Source organism: Streptomyces sp. NPDC017936 (assembly GCF_044328485.1).
In the GTDB taxonomy this organism is placed as follows: domain Bacteria; phylum Actinomycetota; class Actinomycetes; order Streptomycetales; family Streptomycetaceae; genus Streptomyces.
Genome location: NZ_JBIRHK010000006.1, coordinates 280,650 through 299,177 on the forward strand (window position 1 = coordinate 280,650; position 18,528 = coordinate 299,177).

At 73.9% G+C, this 18,528-nt stretch carries 18 protein-coding genes and 1 pseudogene; 1 reads left to right on the top strand and 18 read right to left on the bottom strand.

The window, feature by feature from the left end; all coding sequences use genetic code 11:
* From ACH4F6_RS15210 to ACH4F6_RS15250, 9 genes and pseudogenes are all read right to left on the bottom strand, one after another.
* Positions 1-222, bottom strand: a pseudogene (locus ACH4F6_RS15210) (hypothetical protein); the annotation flags it as partial.
* Positions 223-761: 539 nt separating this feature from the next.
* Positions 762-1,898 carry a phosphotransferase enzyme family protein gene (locus ACH4F6_RS15215; RefSeq protein WP_397960600.1) on the bottom strand — a complete coding sequence of 379 codons (1,137 nt, stop codon included), beginning with the start codon at positions 1,896-1,898 and terminating at the stop codon, positions 762-764.
* Positions 1,895-2,710: an ABC transporter ATP-binding protein gene (locus ACH4F6_RS15220; protein WP_397960601.1), complete on the bottom strand. Its 816-nt coding sequence runs from the start codon at positions 2,708-2,710 to the stop codon at positions 1,895-1,897. Before ACH4F6_RS15220 ends, ACH4F6_RS15215 begins: the two co-directional genes overlap by 4 nt.
* Positions 2,707-3,582 carry an ABC transporter permease gene (locus ACH4F6_RS15225; RefSeq protein WP_397960602.1) on the bottom strand — a complete coding sequence of 292 codons (876 nt, stop codon included), beginning with the start codon at positions 3,580-3,582 and terminating at the stop codon, positions 2,707-2,709. Before ACH4F6_RS15225 ends, ACH4F6_RS15220 begins: the two co-directional genes overlap by 4 nt.
* Entirely contained in the window at positions 3,579-4,646 is a 1,068-nt protein-coding gene (locus ACH4F6_RS15230) for an ABC transporter substrate-binding protein (protein ID WP_397960603.1), read from the bottom strand. The genes ACH4F6_RS15225 and ACH4F6_RS15230 overlap by 4 nt, the downstream gene beginning before the upstream one ends.
* 184 nt (positions 4,647-4,830) lie before the next feature.
* Positions 4,831-5,790: an ABC transporter substrate-binding protein gene (locus ACH4F6_RS15235; protein ID WP_397960604.1), complete on the bottom strand. Its 960-nt coding sequence runs from the start codon at positions 5,788-5,790 to the stop codon at positions 4,831-4,833.
* Positions 5,791-5,850: 60 nt separating this feature from the next.
* Positions 5,851-7,251 carry an LLM class flavin-dependent oxidoreductase gene (locus ACH4F6_RS15240; protein ID WP_397960605.1) on the bottom strand — a complete coding sequence of 467 codons (1,401 nt, stop codon included), beginning with the start codon at positions 7,249-7,251 and terminating at the stop codon, positions 5,851-5,853.
* Positions 7,252-7,501: 250 nt separating this feature from the next.
* Positions 7,502-7,630 (bottom strand): hypothetical protein, encoded by a 129-nt coding sequence (locus ACH4F6_RS15245; RefSeq protein WP_397960606.1) that lies wholly within the window; start codon positions 7,628-7,630, stop codon positions 7,502-7,504.
* 299 nt (positions 7,631-7,929) lie between these two features.
* Entirely contained in the window at positions 7,930-8,640 is a 711-nt protein-coding gene (locus ACH4F6_RS15250) for a GntR family transcriptional regulator (RefSeq protein WP_397960607.1), read from the bottom strand.
* 230 nt (positions 8,641-8,870) lie between these two features.
* Between ACH4F6_RS15250 and ACH4F6_RS15255 the strand changes: the two genes are divergently transcribed.
* Positions 8,871-9,848: a sulfurtransferase gene (locus tag ACH4F6_RS15255; RefSeq protein WP_397960608.1), complete on the top strand. Its 978-nt coding sequence runs from the start codon at positions 8,871-8,873 to the stop codon at positions 9,846-9,848.
* An 89-nt stretch (positions 9,849-9,937) separates the two neighbouring features.
* Here the strand turns inward: ACH4F6_RS15255 and ACH4F6_RS15260 are convergent, their stop codons facing one another.
* The 9 genes from ACH4F6_RS15260 to ACH4F6_RS15300 all read right to left on the bottom strand — a co-directional run bounded on the left by ACH4F6_RS15260 (position 9,938) and on the right by ACH4F6_RS15300 (position 18,506).
* Positions 9,938-11,293 (bottom strand): MFS transporter, encoded by a 1,356-nt coding sequence (locus ACH4F6_RS15260; protein ID WP_397960609.1) that lies wholly within the window; start codon positions 11,291-11,293, stop codon positions 9,938-9,940.
* Between the two features lie 86 nt (positions 11,294-11,379).
* Positions 11,380-11,628 carry a hypothetical protein gene (locus tag ACH4F6_RS15265; RefSeq protein ID WP_397960610.1) on the bottom strand — a complete coding sequence of 83 codons (249 nt, stop codon included), beginning with the start codon at positions 11,626-11,628 and terminating at the stop codon, positions 11,380-11,382.
* Between the two features lie 80 nt (positions 11,629-11,708).
* Positions 11,709-12,599, bottom strand: coding sequence for a 4'-phosphopantetheinyl transferase family protein (locus tag ACH4F6_RS15270; protein ID WP_397960611.1), 891 nt, complete (start codon positions 12,597-12,599; stop codon positions 11,709-11,711).
* Entirely contained in the window at positions 12,583-13,752 is a 1,170-nt protein-coding gene (locus ACH4F6_RS15275; RefSeq protein ID WP_397960612.1) for an acyl-CoA dehydrogenase family protein, read from the bottom strand. The genes ACH4F6_RS15270 and ACH4F6_RS15275 overlap by 17 nt, the downstream gene beginning before the upstream one ends.
* On the bottom strand, positions 13,749-14,465 hold the full coding sequence (locus tag ACH4F6_RS15280; RefSeq protein ID WP_397960613.1) for a hypothetical protein: 717 nt from the start codon (positions 14,463-14,465) through the stop codon (positions 13,749-13,751). Before ACH4F6_RS15280 ends, ACH4F6_RS15275 begins: the two co-directional genes overlap by 4 nt.
* Positions 14,462-15,376, bottom strand: a complete 915-nt coding sequence (locus tag ACH4F6_RS15285; RefSeq protein ID WP_397960614.1) for a hypothetical protein — start codon at positions 15,374-15,376, stop codon at positions 14,462-14,464. The genes ACH4F6_RS15280 and ACH4F6_RS15285 overlap by 4 nt, the downstream gene beginning before the upstream one ends.
* Positions 15,377-15,380: 4 nt before the next feature.
* Complete coding sequence (locus ACH4F6_RS15290) at positions 15,381-15,674, bottom strand: acyl carrier protein (protein WP_397960615.1); 294 nt, start codon at positions 15,672-15,674, stop codon at positions 15,381-15,383.
* A 116-nt stretch (positions 15,675-15,790) separates the two neighbouring features.
* Positions 15,791-17,086, bottom strand: coding sequence for a type III PLP-dependent enzyme (locus tag ACH4F6_RS15295; protein ID WP_397960616.1), 1,296 nt, complete (start codon positions 17,084-17,086; stop codon positions 15,791-15,793).
* Positions 17,079-18,506: an ATP-grasp domain-containing protein gene (locus ACH4F6_RS15300; protein ID WP_397960617.1), complete on the bottom strand. Its 1,428-nt coding sequence runs from the start codon at positions 18,504-18,506 to the stop codon at positions 17,079-17,081. The genes ACH4F6_RS15295 and ACH4F6_RS15300 overlap by 8 nt, the downstream gene beginning before the upstream one ends.
* Positions 18,507-18,528: the final 22 nt, after the last annotated feature.

Here is an 18,528-nt window from a genome sequence, read left to right on the forward strand (position 1 = left end):
GAAGTTGAACCCCTGGGCGCTGTGAGCACCGCCGGCCGGGCACACGCCGTCGGTCGGGTAGCCCCAGTAGAACATGGAGAAGCATTTCTGGCAGAAGCGCCAGTTGGCTTGGGCGGTCGCCGTCTCGGGCACGCTGTGCGGGAGGGTGAAGTTGAACCCCTGGGCGCTGTGAGCACCGCCGGCCGGGCACACGCCGTCGGTCGGGTAGCCCCAGTAGAACATGGAGAAGCATTTCTGGCAGAAACGCCAGCTGACCTGGGTCGCCTGGGTTCCGGCGGGCTTGGCGGAAGCGGGGGAGGCGAACGTCCCGGCCGCCACTGCGGCTCCAGCCAGACCGGCCGTCACGCCAAGGGCTCTGGAGAGGAAGGCTCGCCGGCCGGATAACTCTGTTTCGTCCTGCTGAGTCGAATTCTCGAATCTGCCCGCGAAATCCATTGTCCACCGCTTCCGGCCTGTCGGGAAACTTGTCTCCCGATTCTGTTTCCCCTCCGTGGGATTTCACGGAGGGTCAGCAGGATGGTCCCGCTCGGGCTTCAGGCTGTCAAGAAGGCGAGGTACGGGTGAGGTCTGCGAATGCGGGGGCGGTGATTCCGAATTGCGGCTCGCCGTGGCCGGAGGCAATGCCGACGGCACGGAAATCGTCTCCGATGTGGCGAGTTCTGGGCTGTCCCGAAAAGGGAGCCGTGAAATGGTTTTCGTTTCTACGGGTGGGTCGGCGGCCGTGCACCGGCTCTCGGCCCTGGGCGCCCTGGCTCGCGAGGTCAGCGCGTGGTCAGTCCTCGCGTGGTGCCGCGCAGGTGACGCAGGGCGAGTCGCCCTGGTTCCGTGGTGAACCAGCGGGTGTGGTCGGTGAAGTAGGCGCGGGCCAGTGCGGTGTTGGCGGCGGAGTGGGTCACGTCGTGGAAGTAGTGCATCTCTGACAGCGCGTACTCGGCGTTGACCAGCGGCAGCAGCGCGGGCAGGGCCTCGGCTTCGGCGTCGGTGAGGGGGCGGACGGCGGCGTAGCCTTCCAGCAGGGCCGTCATGTGTGCGTACTGGACCGGTACGTGCCCGCGCGGCAGGTCCAGCCAGCCGAAGACGTTGCGTTCCAGCGCCACCGCGAGGTCGTGCACGGCCGTGGTCCGGTCGCTGAGGTTGAAGTCGAGCACGGTGGAGACGGTGTCCGCGCCGCCGGTGGTGTCCCACAGCAGGTTGGAGGCGTGCCAGTCGTTGTGCGTCCACAGGGGTTCGAGCTCGTGCAGGAAGGGGACCAGCTCGGCGTGCAGGGGCAGGTGCCAGCGGGCCAGGTCGGCGTCGAGGGGGTCGGTGCGCAGGGCTTCGGCCAGGGCCGGCCGCTCGGCGATGTAGTCGGCGAGGGCGCCCTGGGGGTCGGTGGAGCGGAAGATGCGGAAGGACGACACCAGGGGCTGGACCCGGCGGGCCGGGGCGTGGTGGCCGAGGGCTGCCCGGTGGAGGCGGGCGAGGGCGGCGCCGGCCGCGCGGGCGTGGTGGGCGGAGGTGAAGGGGGTCCAGGACAGCGCGTCGTGGTAGAGGTCCGTGCCGGTGCCCAGCGAGTGCACCTCGTAGGTCCACTCACCGCGGGCCGTGCCGGCGAGGACGTCGACGACGGGGGCTCCGCGGGAGCGCAGGTGACGCAGGAAGGCGTGTTCCTCTTCCAGTCCCTCCGGCGTGCGGACGCTGACGTGGTGTCGTTTGAGGAAGACGCGCCGTCCGTCGTGCTCGACGACGGCCGCGGCGGACAGGGGGCGGGGGCTGTGCCAGTGCAGTCGTGCGGGGCCGCCGAGCACGTCCGCCGCCTCTTCGGTGGTCAGCGGTGCCCAGTCGGGTTCGACGCGTTCGTGGCCGAGGCCGTGGGTCGCCGGCGGGCGGGGCTCGGTGTCCTCGTGGGGTGCGGTCATCGTGCGGCTCCTGCGGGGGCGGCGAGCGCGGCCAGGACGCGTCCCTCGACCGCGGCGGCGGTGACGGGGTCCAGGGTGCGCGGTCCGTCCCCGGTGTGCGGAGGACGGGGCACCTCGATGCGCGCGGTCACCGAGGCGGGGCGCGGTGACAGGACGTGGACGGTGTCGGCGAGCAGGACCGCCTCGCGGATGTCGTGGGTGACCAGCACCACCGTCCAGCGGTAGGTGTGCCACATGTGGGCGAGCCAGCGCTGGAGGTCGCTGCGGGTGAGGGAGTCCAGGGCGCCGAAGGGCTCGTCGAGCAGGAGGAGCGGGCGTTCCAGCACGACGGTGCGCAGCAGCGCGGCGCGCTGCCGCATCCCGCCGCTGAGCTGGGCGGGGTAGCTGTTCTGGAAGCCGTCGAGGCCGAACGCGTCGAAGAGGGCGGCGGCGCGCCGGCGGGCGTCCGCTCTGCGCACGCCCTGCGCCTCGAGCCCGAGGGCGGTGTTGGCGAGGATGGTGCGCCAGGGGAAGAGCAGGTCCTTCTGCGGCATGTAGGCGACGCGGCCGGAGCGGGTGCGCGGGGGTTCTCCGTCGACGAGGATCTCGCCGGCCGTGGGGCGGTCCAGTCCGGAGACGAGGTTGAGCAGGGTGCTCTTGCCGCTGCCGCTGGGGCCGATCACGGCGGCGAACTCGCCGGGTGCGACGGTCAGGTCGAGGCCGCGCAGGACGTCGAGTCCGTCGTAGCCCTTGTCGACCCGGCGCAGCAGGAGCCGGGGGTCCGGGGCGGTCGGGTCCGGGGTGGGAGCGGCGGGGTTGCCGGAGGTGGTCATGGGCGTTCCTTCCGCCGGGTCGTCCGCTCCCAGGGCAGGGCGAGGCGTTGGGCGAGGTAGGTCGCGGCGAACAGGGCGATGCTCAGGGCGGCGGTCACGGCCACGGCCGCGAAGAGGAGATCGGTGCGGAAGGCGCTCTTCTGCGCCTGCATGTAGATGCCGAGTCCGTTCTCCGCTCCGGCGTACTCGGCGAAGACCGCTCCGACCACGGCGTAGGTGATGCTCACGCGCAGTCCGGCGAAGAAGTACGGCATCGCGCTGGGGACGCGGACCATGACGAACGCGCGCAGGCGTCCGGCGCCCAGGGAGCGCAGCAGCCGCATGGCCTCCGGGTCGGCGGAGGCGAATCCGGCGGTGAGGTTGGCGGTGAGCGGGAAGAACGTGGCGAGGGTGACCACCAGCATCTTGGGGAACAGGCCGAAGCCGAACCAGATGATGAGCAGCGGGGCGACGGCCACGACGGGGATGGTCTGGGAGGCGACCAGCAGCGGGTACAGGCCGCGGCGGGCCCAGACGGAGAAGTCCAGCAGGACGGCCACCAGCCAGGCGGCGGCGAAGGACATCCCGAAGCCGGCGGCGGTCTCCTGGAGGGTGGGCAGTGTGGCGTTCCAGAGGTCCTGCCGGTTCTGCCAGCCCTGGGAGAGCACGCGCCAGGGGCTGGGCAGGACGGTGGGGTCCACCGCGGCGGCGCTGGTGTAGGTCTGCCAGACGGCCAGCAGCGCCGCGACGACCAGGAGCGGGGGGAGGACGACGGCGGAGGAGCGCGGGCCGCGACGGGCGGAGGGCTCGGCGGCCGCCGGACCCGGCCCGGAGGCGGGCGGCGGGGCCGGTTCCCCGGCGGTGGCGAGCACGTCGGTGGAGGTGCTGATCACGACTTCTCCGTGAGGTAGTCGTCGGTGAACCACGACGAGGTGTCCGGCGCGGTGGTGAGCTTCTTGCCGTTCGCGTCGCTCAGCAGCCCGGACTCGTACGCGAAGTCGGCGAACGCCTTCCAGCGCTCGGCGGACTGGGTGCCGAGCGAGCCGTCGGCGGCGCGGTAGTAGGAGGCGGCGAGCAGTTCCTCGCTCTCGTGCACCAGTTCGGTGTTGGTCAGTGTGCTCTTGTTCGCCTTGATCAGCAGGTCGGCGGCGTTCGCGGGGTGGTCGACGGCGTAGGCGTAGCCGCGTTCCACCGCGCCGATGAACTTCTTCGCCGTCGCGGTGTCGGCCTTGAGGTACCGGTCGGAGGAGGCGATGAGGGTGGAGTAGATCTGCGGGAAGCCGTAGTCGGTGAGTTCGAAGTTCTTCAGGGGCTTGCCGCTGAGCTTCGCCTCCAGCCCCTCCCAGGTGGGCATCGGCATGGCGAAGTCGGCCTTGCCCGCGTAGAGGGCCGAGTAGGCGGAGGTGCTGAGGGCGACGGAGGTGAAGTCGCCCTTGCCGCCGGCGTTCTTGATGACGGACCGCAGCAGGGGCTTTTCGTAGGCGGCGCCGAAGCCGGCGTAGGTCTTGCCGTCCAGGTCCTTGGGGGAGGTGATGTCGGTGCGGTCGGCGGAGACCGCGATGGTGACGTTGGTCTTCTGCGTGACGGCGTAGACCGAGGTGATGTCCTGGCCGGCCGCCCGGGCGGTGGTGAGGCCCTCCTGGTAGGAGATGCCGAAGTCGGCCTTGTGGTTGGCGACCAGGGTCTCGGGCGAGGTCGTGCCGTAGGGGACGATCTTCAGGTCGATCCCGGCGTCCTTGAACCAGCCGAGCTGCTGGGCGACGTAGATGCCGGTGTGGTTGGTGTTCGGTGTCCAGTCGAGGGCGAGGGTGACCTCGACCGGCCCCTCGGCGCCGTCCTGGGAGGAGCCGGAGGAGGAGCAGGCGGTGGCGGCGAACAGGGTGCCGACGGCGGCGGCCGTCAGCGCGAGGCGGACGGCCCGGCGCGGAGCTCGGGACGACGGGGGCAGCAGGTTCACGGGACGGGCTCGTTTCTGGCGGCGGGCGGGTTCTGCCCGGTACGGGGAGGACGCGGCAAGGAGGTGGTGGACGGGGCGCCGGGCGCGGGGCCCGGACACGGCAGGGCGGCTCGGGCGCGGGCCGGACCGAGGAACGGCCCGTGGCCGTGGTCGTCGCGGAGCGGGACGCCGGGCGGTGGCGGCTTCATGCGCCGGCTCGGGCGGCCGGGACCGCGGCGGCGTCCCGCGGGCCGGTGCCCGGCAGCAGGTCGGTTCGGTACGCCGTGCGCCAGCCGTCGGCCGTGGGCAGGACGCCGTGGGTGGCGAGCCAGTGGGCGTAGGGGCCCATGCGGTCTTCGGAGACGGTGCCCCAGCGGCCGTCCTCGTCGGTCCAGGTCGGCGCCACCAGTTCCAGCGAGCGGGCGATCAGCGGGCGCGGGAAGTAGGGGATGACGCGTTCCAGGAGGGCCAGGGTGGCGGGCTGGTCGGCGGCGGCCGCGGCGAAGCCGCGCGCGGTGGCCGCGAGGAACCGTCGCACGGTCTCGGGGTCGGAGCGCACCGTCTCCTCGTGTGCCCCCAGGAGGTAGCTGTGGTAGCGAGGGGCGCCGATTTCGTCGACGGGCCAGGTCAGGCGGCGTTCCTCGGGCAGGTTGCCGCGCAGTGCGTCCCACGACCAGTAGACGCCGAAGGTGGCGTCCGCCTCTCCGGACTCCAGGTCGTCGACGGTCAGTTCGCGACAGCCGGCGTCGACCGTCACCACCGAGTCGGGATCGCCGCCGTCCGCGGCGACCAGGTGGCGCACCAGGGCCCGGCCACGAGGGGTCGGATTGTACGCCAGGCGTCGTCCGGCCAGGTCGCGGGGGCGCTCGATGCCGCGGCCGGTGACGGTCTGGACGGCTTCCAGGGCGCGGTGGTTGACGGCCGAGACGGCGATCAGCGGCTGTCCCTGGGCGCGGCGCACCAGGAGCCGGTTGGGCGGGAAGAGCCCGAAGTCGGCCTGGCGGCGGGCGAGGTACTCCAGGGTGTCGCCGCGTCCCGGATCCTGTACGGACAGCTCGACTTCCAGTCCGGCGTCCCGGTACCAGCCGCGGTCGCGGGCGACGAAGAAGCCCGCCGAGTTGGGCCAGGGGTGGAAGTAGTCGAGCATGACGCGGATGTGGGACACGGGGGCTCCGGAAGGGGTGGGACGCGGACCGGGGAGGGAAGAGGGCGGGAGGGGGTGCGATCAGGTGCGCCGGTGGCGGGCGCCGGGGTGGTCCTCGGGCAGCCGGGTGCGGCCGGGGCCGTGGGTGTGTTCGCGCAGGGTGGCGCCTTCGTACTCGGTCCACACCCGGCCGCGGCGCTGGAGCTCGGGGACGACGAGGTCGACGAAGTCCCGCAGGGTGACCGGTGGAACGGGGTCGGCGATGTTGAATCCGTCCAGGTCGGCCTCCTCGGCCCACCGCTCCAGTTCGTCGGCGACCGTCCGCGGGGAACCGACGAGGACCGGGCCGCCGCCGCCGACACCGACGAACTCGGCGATCTCGCGGGGCGTCCAGGTGCGGTCGGGGTCCATCCGGGTGAACACCTCCAGCAGGCCTCGGATGCCCTCGGTGTCGGCGTATTCGAGGGGCGTGTCGGGATCCAGCTCCGACAGGTCGATGCCGAGCAGGGCGCTGTAGCGGGCGAGGCCGCCCTCCAGCGAGGAGTAGGAGCGGTATTCCTCGTACTTGGCGCGGGCTTCGGCGTCGGTGGGGGCGACGACGACCGTGGCGATGGCGAAGAAGCGCAGGGCCCGGGCATCGCGTCCGGCTTCGGTGGCGCAGGCGCGGACGGCGTCGACGAGGGTGCGGGCCAGGGCGGGGCTGTAGGCGGACAGGAAGACGCCCTCGGCGTGCCGTCCGGCGAAACGCCGTCCCGCGGGCGAGGTGCCGGCCTGGTAGAGGACCGGGGTGCGCTGGACGGACGGTTCGGACAGGGCGATGTCCGGGACGGTGAAGTAGGTGCCCCTGTGGTCGACCGGGTGCACCTTGGAAGGGTCGGCGAACACGCCGGAGGCCGTGTCGCGCACCACGGCGTCGTCCTCCCAGCTCCCTTCCCAGAGCTTGTAGACGACCTCCATGAACTCCTCGGCCACGGCGTAGCGTTCGTCGTGGGGGATCTGCCGTCGCAGGCCGAGGTTGCGGGCGGCGCTGTCCAGGGCGGAGGTGACGATGTTCCAGCCGATCCGCCCGTCGCTGAGGTGGTCGAGCGTGGTCATCTTCCGGGCGAACGCGTAGGGGCGTTCGTAGGTGGAGGAGACGGTGACCGCGAACCCGAGACGCGTGGTGGCGGCGGCGAGTGCGCTGACCAGGAGGAGCGGGTCGTCGGTGGGGGTGTTGATGCCGTCGCGCAACGCCGCCCGCGTCGAGCCCTGGTAGACGTCGAGGGGGCCGAGGGCGTCGGCGATGAACAGGGCGTCGAACCGGCCGCGCTCCAGGATGCGGGCGGTCTCGATCCAGTGCGCCAGGTCCCGGTAACGGTGCGCCTGGCTGTCGGGGTGCCGCCACAGGCCCATCGCGGTGTGCCCCACCGTCGACTGACGGAGGCCGTTGAGGCGTATGCGGCGGGGCGCGCCGCCGGGGGCGGATGACGGGGAGGGTGACACGGGACGCTCCGGATCGATGGACGAGGCAGCCGCAGGGGCGGCCGGGCGGGGCGAGCGAGGACGTGAGGCCGGGGTACGGCCGTGCTGTGGCCCGGAGCCGGTTTCCGTACGCCGGGTGTGGCGGGAAGCCCGGTGCGGCGCGCGGACGGCGGACGGACGTCCGGTCCCCGGGCGGCGGTTCACGGCCGGGCGTTGTGCGCGAGCGGCGAGGCCCGGAGACAGGGCACGTCGCCGGCGTGGCGGGCGCGGGTCAGCCGGCGGTACAGAAGGCGCTGGCGCAGCGTCCGAGATCGACGTGGCGGCGCACGGTGAGACGGCGGTCGAGGCCGGGGGAGGGGGAGCGAAGGAGCAGCGGGGCGCGCAGGGGGTTCGTGCGCATGAGCTGCTCCTTTCCTGTCGCCCGGTCGCCTGGAGGCGTGGCTACGGCCTGATGGATGACAGTCGTGGTTCCCGGCTGTCAGGGCATGCGCGTGTGTGGCACGGAGAGGCACACAAAAGCGCTATAAGTACGTTTGTCATTACATCGTCTGATGTGGTGGCGGTGAGCCTAACATCATTGCTTGTGCGGTCAACCGGCTGTCCGCATGGCGGCACCGAAGCCTCGCCGCCGCCTCGTGCGTCCGGCCGCGCGGCACCGGGCGGCCGCTGCCGCGAGGCCGCGCCGACCCTGTCCACCGGTCACGGCGGGGCCTCCTCGCCGCCTCCCACCAGCGCGTTGATCCGCTGCTCCAGGCTGCGGCGCAGGTGCGCCCGGGCGGCCTCGCGCGCACGATCGGGATCGTGGTCGTGCAGCGCCCGCAGGATCGCGTCGTGCTCCTGGTGCAGCGGTTCGGTCCCGCCGAAGGGGGACGGCGGTCCGTTGTCGTAGATCCGCAGTCGCGCCGTGAGCTTCACCAGCAACTCGGTGACGGTCGCGTTGTGTCCCGCCTGCCAGAGCAGTTCATGGAAGCGGAAGCTGGCCGCGCGGGCGGTCGCTCCGGCGTCGTCCGTGTCCGCGGCGAGGATCACTTCGTGCTGCCGGCGCAGCCGGGCGAGGTCCAGTTCGGTGGCCCGCAGGGCCGCGGAGGCGGCGGCCTCGGACTCCAGCGCGATGCGCGCCTCGTAGATCTCCACGACGTCCTCGGCCGTGCCCGAGCGGATCCTGAAGCCGCGCTGGGCGCGCTCGAGCAGACCGTCGTGCTCCAGCAGCGCCAGAGCCTCGCGCATCGGTGTCCGGGACACGCCGTAATCGCTGCTCAGGACGGTCTCCATGAGTGCCGCTCCCGGAGGGAAGCGCCCCTCCATGACGTCACGGCGCAGCCGCCAGTACAGCTCCGAGCCCGAGGGCAGCACCTCCGCGGGTGCGTCCTGTGCCCCGGGGACGGGAGCGGACGGAGTGTGTCTCGGCATGGCGGTCCTCGGTCGGCCGGAACGGAGCGCCCGCCCGAGAGCGGAGGCGGCACCGATCCGAAGCGTACGGATACGTGAGAACCTCACCGTACAGGAAACGTATCCATGCGTATACGCTTCGATTCCGGCTTTCCTCCTTCGTCGCGCACACGCGACCCGACCCGGCGGGCACCAGCCGCCGCACACCACTCCCTCGGTCCCCGACCGGGCTTACCGAAAGGCGGCTCCGCATGAACCTGGGCGCGCCCGGTGCACCTCACGAAGACGTACTGATCGACGCCGGCGAACTCGCTCGCCTGCTCGCGGCCGGCCCTTTCCCCGTGGACGGCGCGGGCCCCGTGCCGGTGCTGGTGCTGGACGCCACCGTCGTCCTCGCACCGCCCGCACACGACGGCGACCACCGTGCCGTCTCCGCGGCCGACAGCTGGGCCGGGGCCCACATCCCCGGCTCACGGCACGTGGACCTGCTGACCCGGTTCACCGACCTGACGGCCCCCCACCATTTCGCCCACCCGTCCCGTGACGCGGTCCGGCGCGAACTGGCTTCGCTGGGCGCCGACGAGAACACCGCCGTCGTCCTCTACGACCAGGGCTCGCTGCAGTGGGCAGCGCGCCTGTGGTGGGTACTGCGCGACGCCGGCGTAGCGGCCCGGGTCCTGGACGGGGGGCTGCCCGCCTGGACCGAGGCCGGCCTGCCGGTCGCCTCGACCTCGGCCTTGCCCTCGCCTTCGACCTCGACCTCGACGGAAACCGTACGGCCGCCGAAGGACGACCCGTTCCCCCGCGCCGCGGCGGGCGACGCCGCGCGGCCGTCGCTGTGGATCGACAAGGAAGGCGTCCGTGCCGTCAGTGAGGGGCGTGCGCCCGGGATCCTGGTGTGCGCACTGGGCACCGCGCAGTTCGAGGGCACCGCGCCCACCCGCTACAGCAGGCGCGGCCGCATCCCCCACAGCGTGAGCCTGCCCGCCAAGGACTTCCTGGGCCTCGACGGCCGCCTCGTCACCGGTCCCCGGCTCAGCGCCCACGCGGACCGGCTTCCCGGCCGGAACACGGGTCCGGTGGTCCTGTACTGCGGCGGAGGCATCTCCGCGTCCCTGTGCGCCCTCGCCCTCACTCTGGCAGGCACCGACGCACTCGTCATGTACGACGGTTCCCTGGAGGAGTGGACGGCTGATCCGGAGCTCCCCGTCCTCACCGGCACGACCTGAGCCGGGGCGCATCGTGCGGGTGACGCGTCCGGCCGTGCGGGGCGGCGGAAGCGGACGAGGCTTCCATCCCGCACGGCCGGCCAGGGGGTTCACGCAGGCGCCGAAGTGGGGTGCGGGGCGCTCGGCCGGGGGGCGTCGGGCGCCCTGTCCTCGGGACGGGCGGGCTCGGCCCCGTCGGCCTCGGTCCCGGTGTTCCGGGGCGATTCGGGGTGGCGCAGGGCCAGCAGGACGGCCGCCGGGGCCGCGAGGGCCAGCACGGCGCACAGCAGCCACGTCGTGCGCAGGCCCAGGCCCGCGGCGAGGGAGCTGAACAGGGCGATGGAGACGGGGCCGGTGCCGATGCTCGCCAGCGACAGGGTCGACATGGCGGCGCCCATGCGGGAGGCGGGCGCGGCCTGTTGGTAGACCGTGACGACGGCGGGCCCGTTGAAGCCCGACATCACGCCCACCCCCGCGGCGACCACGGCGAGGGAGCCCACGGACGGCATCAGCGCCATCAGCGCGATGCCGGCGGCGATGCCGGCCCCCGACACCACGAGGCGGATCAGCACCGGGATGCGGTGGGCGAGCACGGCGCCGACGGCGCTGGCACACAGCGCTCCGCCGCTGAAGGACGCGATGATCACCCCGACGGCGGCGACGCCCCAGCCCCGGTCGTCCACCAGCAGCGGCAGCGCGACGTCGATCGGCCAGCCGAAGGCCATGTCCAGGCACAGGGAGGCGACGAACATCCAGCGCAGCCGGCCGTGGGTGGCCAGGAGCCGCAGCCCGTCCGCGGACGTCTTCAGCAGGCCCCGGTCGGCGACCGCGTTCTTCGGCCGGGCCAGGTCCCTGGTGGCGTGGAGCAGGCAGACCAGCCACACGACGGTGGTCAGCGCCGTCACCAGCAGCGCCTGCCACAGCTCGCCCGTCGCGATCAGCCACGCGCCGACCGGCGAGCCCACGATCGGCGCCACGCGCAGCACCATCGCGTACAGGGAGTTGGCGCGGGCCAGATGGGCGCGCTGGGCGAGCTTGGGCACGATCGAGCCGACGGCGGGACTGGCCAGCCCGAACAGCACGCCGTCCAGGACGGCGATCACCACCAGGGGCCACAGGGACTCGGCGCCGGCGACGACGGCGGCGCCGGCGACGAGGACCACGACGCGGGCGGAGGTGGTGCGCAGCAGGACGAACCGCGGACCGAAGAGGTCCGCGACCGCGCCGCCGAACACGAGCATCAGGGCCCGCGGCACGGTCGCGGCGAGCATCAGGGTCGTCACGGCCGAGGAGCCGCCCAGCCCGATGGCCGTCCAGTTCATGGCGATCAGCAGGATGTAGCTGCCGCTGAGCGACATGCCCTGGCCGCCCACCAGGGCGATGACCTTGCCCCACTGGACGGGGCGGTGCTCGGCGGCGGGGTCGGTGGTGTCGTCCGAAGGGGCGAGTTCGTTCTCGGTGTCCATGGGCCGGCCTGTTCCGTAGGGGCTGAGGGAGGAGGGGGGGGGACGTCATCCGGGGGCGTCGGGTGCCGGGCGTCAGGCGTCAGGCGTCAGGCGTCAGGTGTCGGGTGCGTGTGCGTGTGCGTGGGCGGGTGCGGGGACGGGGCGTCGCGTACCGCTCGCGCGACGGCCCGCCGCACGGCGTGCTCCTGCGCGGCGCGGTCCCGTGCGGCGACGCCCGGCCCCTGCGGGAGGAGGAGGTGACCTCCCGTGTGGGACCGGCCGAGCAGGGTGAGGGCCCGGCGCGCGGCGCGGATCGCGTCGTCGGCCCGGGGCGGGGTGGACGTCAGCACGGGCACGTCCGACGGGATGAAGCGCACGTCAGGGGTCCGGGAGGGCGGAGGCGGGACGGGCCGGCCCCCGGGCGGAGGGCGGCGGCTCATCGCGCCCACCCCCCGGGTGCCACGCCGGCCGGCGGGCGAGGGGGGCGCGCCCCGTCCGGCGTGCCGGGCCCCTCCCCCCGGGCGAGGATGCCGTGCGGGTCGGCCGGGGTGCCGGGCGGTCCGGCCCGCCACTCCCAGTCGAACAGGCGCAGCCCCGGCTCGGCGTCGCCGAGGGTGGCGAGGGCCGCCACGAATCCGGGCGGAGCCGGCAGGTCCCGGAGGAACCAGCGGTGCCCCGCGAACGCCCCGTCGCCCGGCACGGGCCCGGGCGCCAGCACGTCCAGGTGCAGCCCGTCCAGCAGCCGTCCGCCGCTGGCCTTGATGCAGGCCTCCTTGCGGGACAGCAACCGGTGGTAGGCGAGGCGCGCGGCCGCCCCTTCGGCCGCCCCGTCGGCGGCCGGATCCGAGGAGGCCGGATCCGAGGAGGCCGGGACGAGGAGGCGTCCCACGTCGGCCGCCTCCCGCGCGGGCAGGAACCGCCGGGCCAGCGCGAGCGCCCGGGTCTGCTCACCGACCCGCTCCAGGTCCACTCCCACCGGGGTCGCCGCGCACACGGCCAGGAGCGCCAGCCCGTCGGCGCGGCTCAGGCTCCACTGCCACTCACCCCAGGGGCCGGTGAAGTACGGCTTGCCGTGCGGCCCCACCGACCAGTGCACCGCCTCCCCGGACACCCCCAGGTAGCGGCCCAGGATGCTGCGCGCCGCCGCGTGGGCCAGGACGAAGCGGTCGGCGGCCAGGGCGTCGCGGAACCGGTCCGCGCGCTGCCGCTCCCGTGCGTCGAGCAGCCGCACCGCCTGCCGCACCGTCCGTCCGCCGCCGTCCAGCGGGATCCGCCACACATCGGCCTCCGGCCCGCGCGGCGGCGCCGCCTCAGGCCGCGCGCTCATCGGTCAACCGCCCGTGCAGATAGCCCTGGGCCAGGACCTGGCGCTGGATGTTCCCGGTGCCCTCCATGAACTCGAAGGCCCGCGCGTCGCGCACCCACTTGTCCAGCAGCGGGTGGTCCCAGCGGGCGCCGGGCCCGAACAGGCCCACCGCGGTCGTGGTGAGGTCCTCCGCGAGCCGGGTCGCCCGGAGCTTCGCGGCCGAGGCGAGGGTGCCGTCGGCGGGGTCCCGGTCCGCCGACCGTGCCGCGGACGCCACCAGGGCCCGTACGCCCGTCAGTCGCTGCGCGAACCGCGCCATCGCCCAGTCCTCGTCGGCGCGCAGCCGCCGCCGGTGCTCGCGCACGTAGTCGTACGCCGCCTGGGCCACGCCCAGGGCCAGGCACGACACCACCGGCCGGAACCGGTTGAAGGTCCGGGTGGCCGCCCACATGCCCTGGCGGGTCGCGCTGCGCCCGTGACCCAGGATGTCCCGCCGCGTCACCGGGACGTCGCACAGCCGCAGTTCGCTCAGTTCCAGGCCGCGCAGGCCCGAGGTGGGCAGGGCACTCGCCGAGAAGCCCCGGCGGTCGGTGTCCAGCAGTACGGCGGTGACGCCCAGCGGTCCGGCGTTGCGGCGGGCGAAGACCACGCCCAGGCCGGCGCGGGCCCCGTTGCCCACGAAGCGTTTGGTGCCGTCGAGGCGGAAGGCGCCGTCGTCGCCGGCGCGCAGGACGGTCGTCATGCTCGACGGGTCGGAACCGTGGGAGGGTTCGGTCATGCCGAAGAAGGTCCAGGTCGGGTGGTCCGCCAGCCGCCGGTAGTAGCGGTCGCGCTGCTCGGGGTCCGCGAGTTCGGCCACCACGTGACCCGACATCGACGGGCCGGGCAGCGCCAGCACCGCTGCCGCGTCCCCGCGTGCCAGTTCCTCGAAGACCACGACCTGTTCCGCACAGCGGTCCAGGTACGCCGGACGGCCGTCGACGCGCAGCGGGTCGTCGGCGTGGTCGGCCGGCAGTCCCGCCAACTGCCGCCAGGGCAGCGGACCGCCGAGGATCAGCTCGGCGGCGCGCGACGGGGCGCGGTCGAGCTCCAGCGACGTGGAGCGGGCCGTCTCGGCGAACTCGCGCGCCTGGTGGCGCAGTCGGCGGAGAAACGACTCGGAGTGCTCGGTCATGGGCGGTCTCCTTCCGGAACCGGGGGAGGCGGTGCGTAGGTGTCGGCGAGGAGTTCGGAGGCGCGGATCGTGTCCCCCGGGCCCCCGGTGGCGAAGCCGGTCGCACCGAGCAGGTGGAGGCAGACGCGCCCGGCCTCGTCCAGGGCCCGGTGCGCGCCGCTGAGCGCGGCGCCGTCCGTGTCCGGTTCGCGGATCAGGGCCCGTGCCTCGGCCAGGCCGCACGCGGCGTCCGCCACGAGGGCCCGCACCAGGGGCAGGTGGAGCATGACGGTGCCCTGGACCGAGCGCCCGCGCAGATGGCCGGTGGCCTCCCGCAGCGCGCGCTCGGCGAGGCCGAGCCGGAGGTGGACGAGCCCGTGCGCCCAGCCGGTGGCGCCCCGCGCGCCGGGGCCCGCGCCGGGGATGCGCAGGGCCACCAGCGTGTCGCCGTCGGGCAGGGGCAGCCGTGCCAGGTGTTCCTCGTGCGGGCCGGACCGGCGGGCGCGCGGCCCGTCCGGGGTGTCGTACGACGGGCTCGTCGCCTCCACGGCGGCGGGTACCAGGACGTGTCCGCCGTGTCCGGCCGGCAGCAGGCCGGGGAGCGTGGCCGCGTGCAGCAGGGTCAGGGCGCGCGCGACGCCGTGGTCCCGCGCGGCCTCGCGGACGGCGTCGTGCGTGGCGGGCAGGGCGCGGCCGTCGGCCTCGGGGCGCGTCCGCGGGGTCGTGAGGCTCATGCGACCGGCTCCAGGACCGAGGGGGCGGAGGGGGCGGCGGACGGGCCGGGCTCCCGGGCCGGTGCGGGCCAGGTGAGCGTGAGGCGGCACGCGTACGGCAGGACCGGGTCCCGCTCGGCGACCACCAGCCGGCCGTCGGCGGGCTGCGGCCGGCCGCCGGAGTGCTCCATGAGGTGCGCGAGCGCGAGCCACACCCCGGTGCACGGGCGGTGGACGGCCGCCTCCGGCGCGGGGGCGGGCCCCGACGCCCGCGGCCGCCCGACGGCGTGCAGCGCCTCCCGCCGGGGGACGGCGTCCGCCACGCGTCCCACGACGTCGACTTCCGGACGCTCCAGGCGCGGACCGGCGCCGTCGCCGAGCAGCAGGGCCACCGCGACGTCCTCCGGGGGCCGGCCCGGGCTGCCGGGCGGCAGGGTGCTCTGCTCCAGGACGAGGACCAGGGCCCGTCGGCGCAGACCGGCCCGCAACTGGTCGTGGGCGATGCGCAGGGCGGTGAAGGGACCCGCGACGCCCTGCTCGGAGATGCCGAGCACCAGCGGATCGCCCGGCAGCGCCGCCCCCAGCAGACAGGCCGGGAAGCTCTGGTGGCGGCAGTCCGGGCCGGCATCGACGGTGACGACCAGGTCGACGCCGGCGAGGTCGTCCGCGAGGCGCTCGACGACCACCCGGACCATGTCGTGGTAGCTCACCCCGGATCCCCCGGTGAGCCAGCCCAGGTCCTCGGTGGGGTCAGGGGCGCCCGCGGCGCGGTGCAGGGCCCGCACGTGGTCGACGTACGGCCGCTGGTCGCGGGGGCCCGGGAAGCGGTCGGCGGCGGAGAAGCGGAAGGGGACGACGCGTTCGAGGCGGGGCCCGGACGGCCGGCCCCGGTCCGGTACGGGAGCGCTGCGGGCGCGGCGGATGACGGGCACCGGGTCACCGGCTCTCGGCGATGAAGCCGGCCAGCGCGCCGACGCTCTCCAGGTGGTGCTGCTGGAGGCTCTCGGGGTCGACCTCCATCTCCAGGGCGTCCTCCAGCGCCATCAGCAGGCCCAGGACGGCGGTGGAGTCCAGGCTCAGGTCGTCGAAGAGGCGGGTGTCCGCGGTGACGTCGGTCAGGTCCTGCCCCACGACCTCGCAGAGGGCCGTGACGATGGCGGCGACGATCTGCGGGTCGGCGGCGGTGTCGGTGGAGGAGGCGGTGGAGGAGGTGGGGGCGACGGTGGTCATGACGTGTCCGTTTCCGTGAGTCGGTGAGTCGGTGAGTCGGTGAGTCGGTGAGCGGGTGGGATGCGTGGTGCGACGTGCGGGTGGCGCGGGTGGCGCGGCCGGCGTACGGGTGGGGGTCAGCCGGACGCGGTGAAGTCGTGCAGGATCTGGCGGGAGAGCATCTCCTCGGCGTCGTCCCGGGAGCGGATCAGCCGGGCCCGGCCCCGGTGGACCAGCACCTCCGCGGGGTAGCCGTGGCTGAGGAAGTGCACCGGGGAGGCCGTCGGCCCGTAGGCGCCGGAGCGCTCCACGCCGACCAGGTCGCCGGGCGCGAGGTCGGCCGGCAGCTCGACCGCCTTGCCGAGGGTGTCGTTGGGCGTGCACAGCGGACCGGTGACGTTCCACTTGCGCCGCTCGTCCGAGCCGGCCCGGTTCAGCAGCCGCATGGGGAAGTTGCGCTTGACGAAGGAGCCGATGCCCACGGCGGCCATGTGGTGGTTGGTGCCGCCGTCGGCCACGGCGAAGTGCTCGCCGCGGGACTCCTTCACGTAGCGGACCCGTACCGCGTAGGTGCCGCTGTGGCCGACCAGGTAACGGCCCAGCTCCATGACCAGGCGGGTCTCGGGGTGCCGTGCGGCGAACGCCTCGAAGTGCGGGTTGAGCAGGTCGACGACCGTCCGCGGGTCGAGGTCGCGTTCGCCGGGGAAGTAGGCGACGCCCAGCCCGCCGCCGACGTCGACGACGTCCAGGGGCACGCCGAGCCGGTCGGAGAGCCGTTCGGCGAGGGCGAGGATGCGGCCGGTGTTCTCGGCGACCACCTCCTCGGTGAGGATGCGGGTGCCCATGTACGCCTGGAAGCCGCACAGCCGGACCGCCGGGTGCCGTTCGGCCAGGCCGGGTTCGGCGAGGAGGGCCTCCTCGTCGATGCCGAACTGGCGCGGTTTGCCGCCCATGGTGAGCCCGCTGCCCTTCACCGCGAAGCTGGGATTGACGCGCAGGACGACCCGGGCGGTGACGCCGAGCCCGGCGGCGACCTCGTCGATCAGCGCCAGCTCGCCGAAGGACTCGCAGATCAGCAGGACGTCGTCCTTGACGCACGTGGTGATCTCGGTGCGGCTCTTGCCGGGGCCCAGGAACATGATCTGCCCGGCCGGCACCCCGGCCCGCTGGGCGGTGATCAGCTCGGTCAGGGAGGACACCTCGGCGCGTGCGCCCAGGGAGTGCAGCAGGGCGCAGACGCTGATGTTGGGGTTGGCCTTGAGGGAGTAGAACAGTTCGACCCGGGGGTGCAGCCGGTCGCGCAGCCCGCGTGTCCGGGCGGCGATCTCGTCGCCGTCGTACACGTACAGCGGGGTGCCGAAGTTCTCGGCGAGTTCGCCGAACGGGATGCCCTGGACGGTGTGTTCCTCGGTCACCTCGGTCACCTCAGTCATCGGGGTGGGTCTCCTTCCGGACGGCGTCCGTGACGGCGCGGTCGTAGGCGGTGAGTTCGGCGGCGGACCGGGCGAGCAGCAGGCCGTAGAGGCGGCCGCTCCAGCGACGGCCGTCCGGTTCGACGGTGGCGGCGGCGTTGACCGTGGCGAAGTTGTTGACGATCAGCCCGCGGCCCGTCGCCGGGTCGAGCAGGAGGTCGCCGAGGCGGTCGCGCAGGCGGGCGAAGGACACCGGGGAGGCCGGCGACAGTTCGTACTGGCGGGCCAGGGCCACCGTGCCCGGCCGCATGAACCGTTCCTGGAGCGAGGTCTGATAGGTCGACATGTTGTTGCGGGCGTTGATCTCCAGGACCGGCAGCAGGCCCCGGTCGCGGGTGACCATCGCGTCGACCCCGACCACCCCGTGGAATCCGTCGGCGGCCAGGCGCTCGCCGATCCGCGTCGCGGCCTCGGTGACGGCGGCGGTGTGTCCGGCGGGCAGCCGGGCCGGGAACCGGTGCCCCTTGTGGACGCCGTTCTCGGTGAGCGCCTCCTTGACGAAGTCGAAGCGCACACGGCCGTCCAGCCCCACCGTGAAGTGGTAGTTGAGGTCCGTGATCTTGTCGGCCCACTCCTCGATCACCAGGGAGACGCGGTCGTCGCTGCGGCGTGCGGCGCCCCGTGCCACCATGCGCACCAGCTGGTGCAGACGGCGGCTGTCGTCGATGACCGCGATGCCCTTGCCGGAGACCCCGAAGGCGTCCTTGACGCCGACCCGGCGGCCCTGCTCCAGGCAGAGCCGGGCGGCTTCCCCGGCGGCCGCCTCGAACTCGCCGATGGTCTCGCACTCCCAGCCGCGCGCCAGCGGCAGTCCCAGCTCGGCCGCGAGCCGGCGGCTGTAGATCTTGCTGTTGACGGACTTCACCAGCGGTGACGGCGGCAGCGCCGACGCCAGCCCGGTCAGCGCGCACAGTTCGTCCTCCAGCGCCGACTGGCCGTGCGGCAGCAGCCGGGCGCCCTGTCCGCCGAGCTCGCGCAGCGCGGTCAGCAGCCTCGGGGAGCGCAGCGCGTCGACCGTGACGGAGTGCGCCGGGTCCTGGACGTCGGTGACGAGGACGGCCGGCAGGGCGATGCCCAGGGACGCCAGGTGTTCCAGGTAGTCGGGGTCGGGCGGGGACTTGAGCACGACGTGGTCGCGCGGCCCCGCCAGCAGCAGGGCGAACTCGTCCATGCGGTTGACGATGGCGGCCGAGCCGCGGCCGGCGAGCATGGGCAGCCCCGACTCGCCCTTGGCCCACTCGTCCTCCACCTCGAAGTTGCCGAGCAGGACCAGCGGGGTGCCGGCGGAGCCGGTCAGGGCCCGTCGTGCGCCGTCGAGGAATCCGGCGGCGGGAGGCGTCGTCGACGCGTGCCGCGCGGGCGACACCAGGGGCGGGGACATGGCGCGTCCTTTCGGTGGGAGG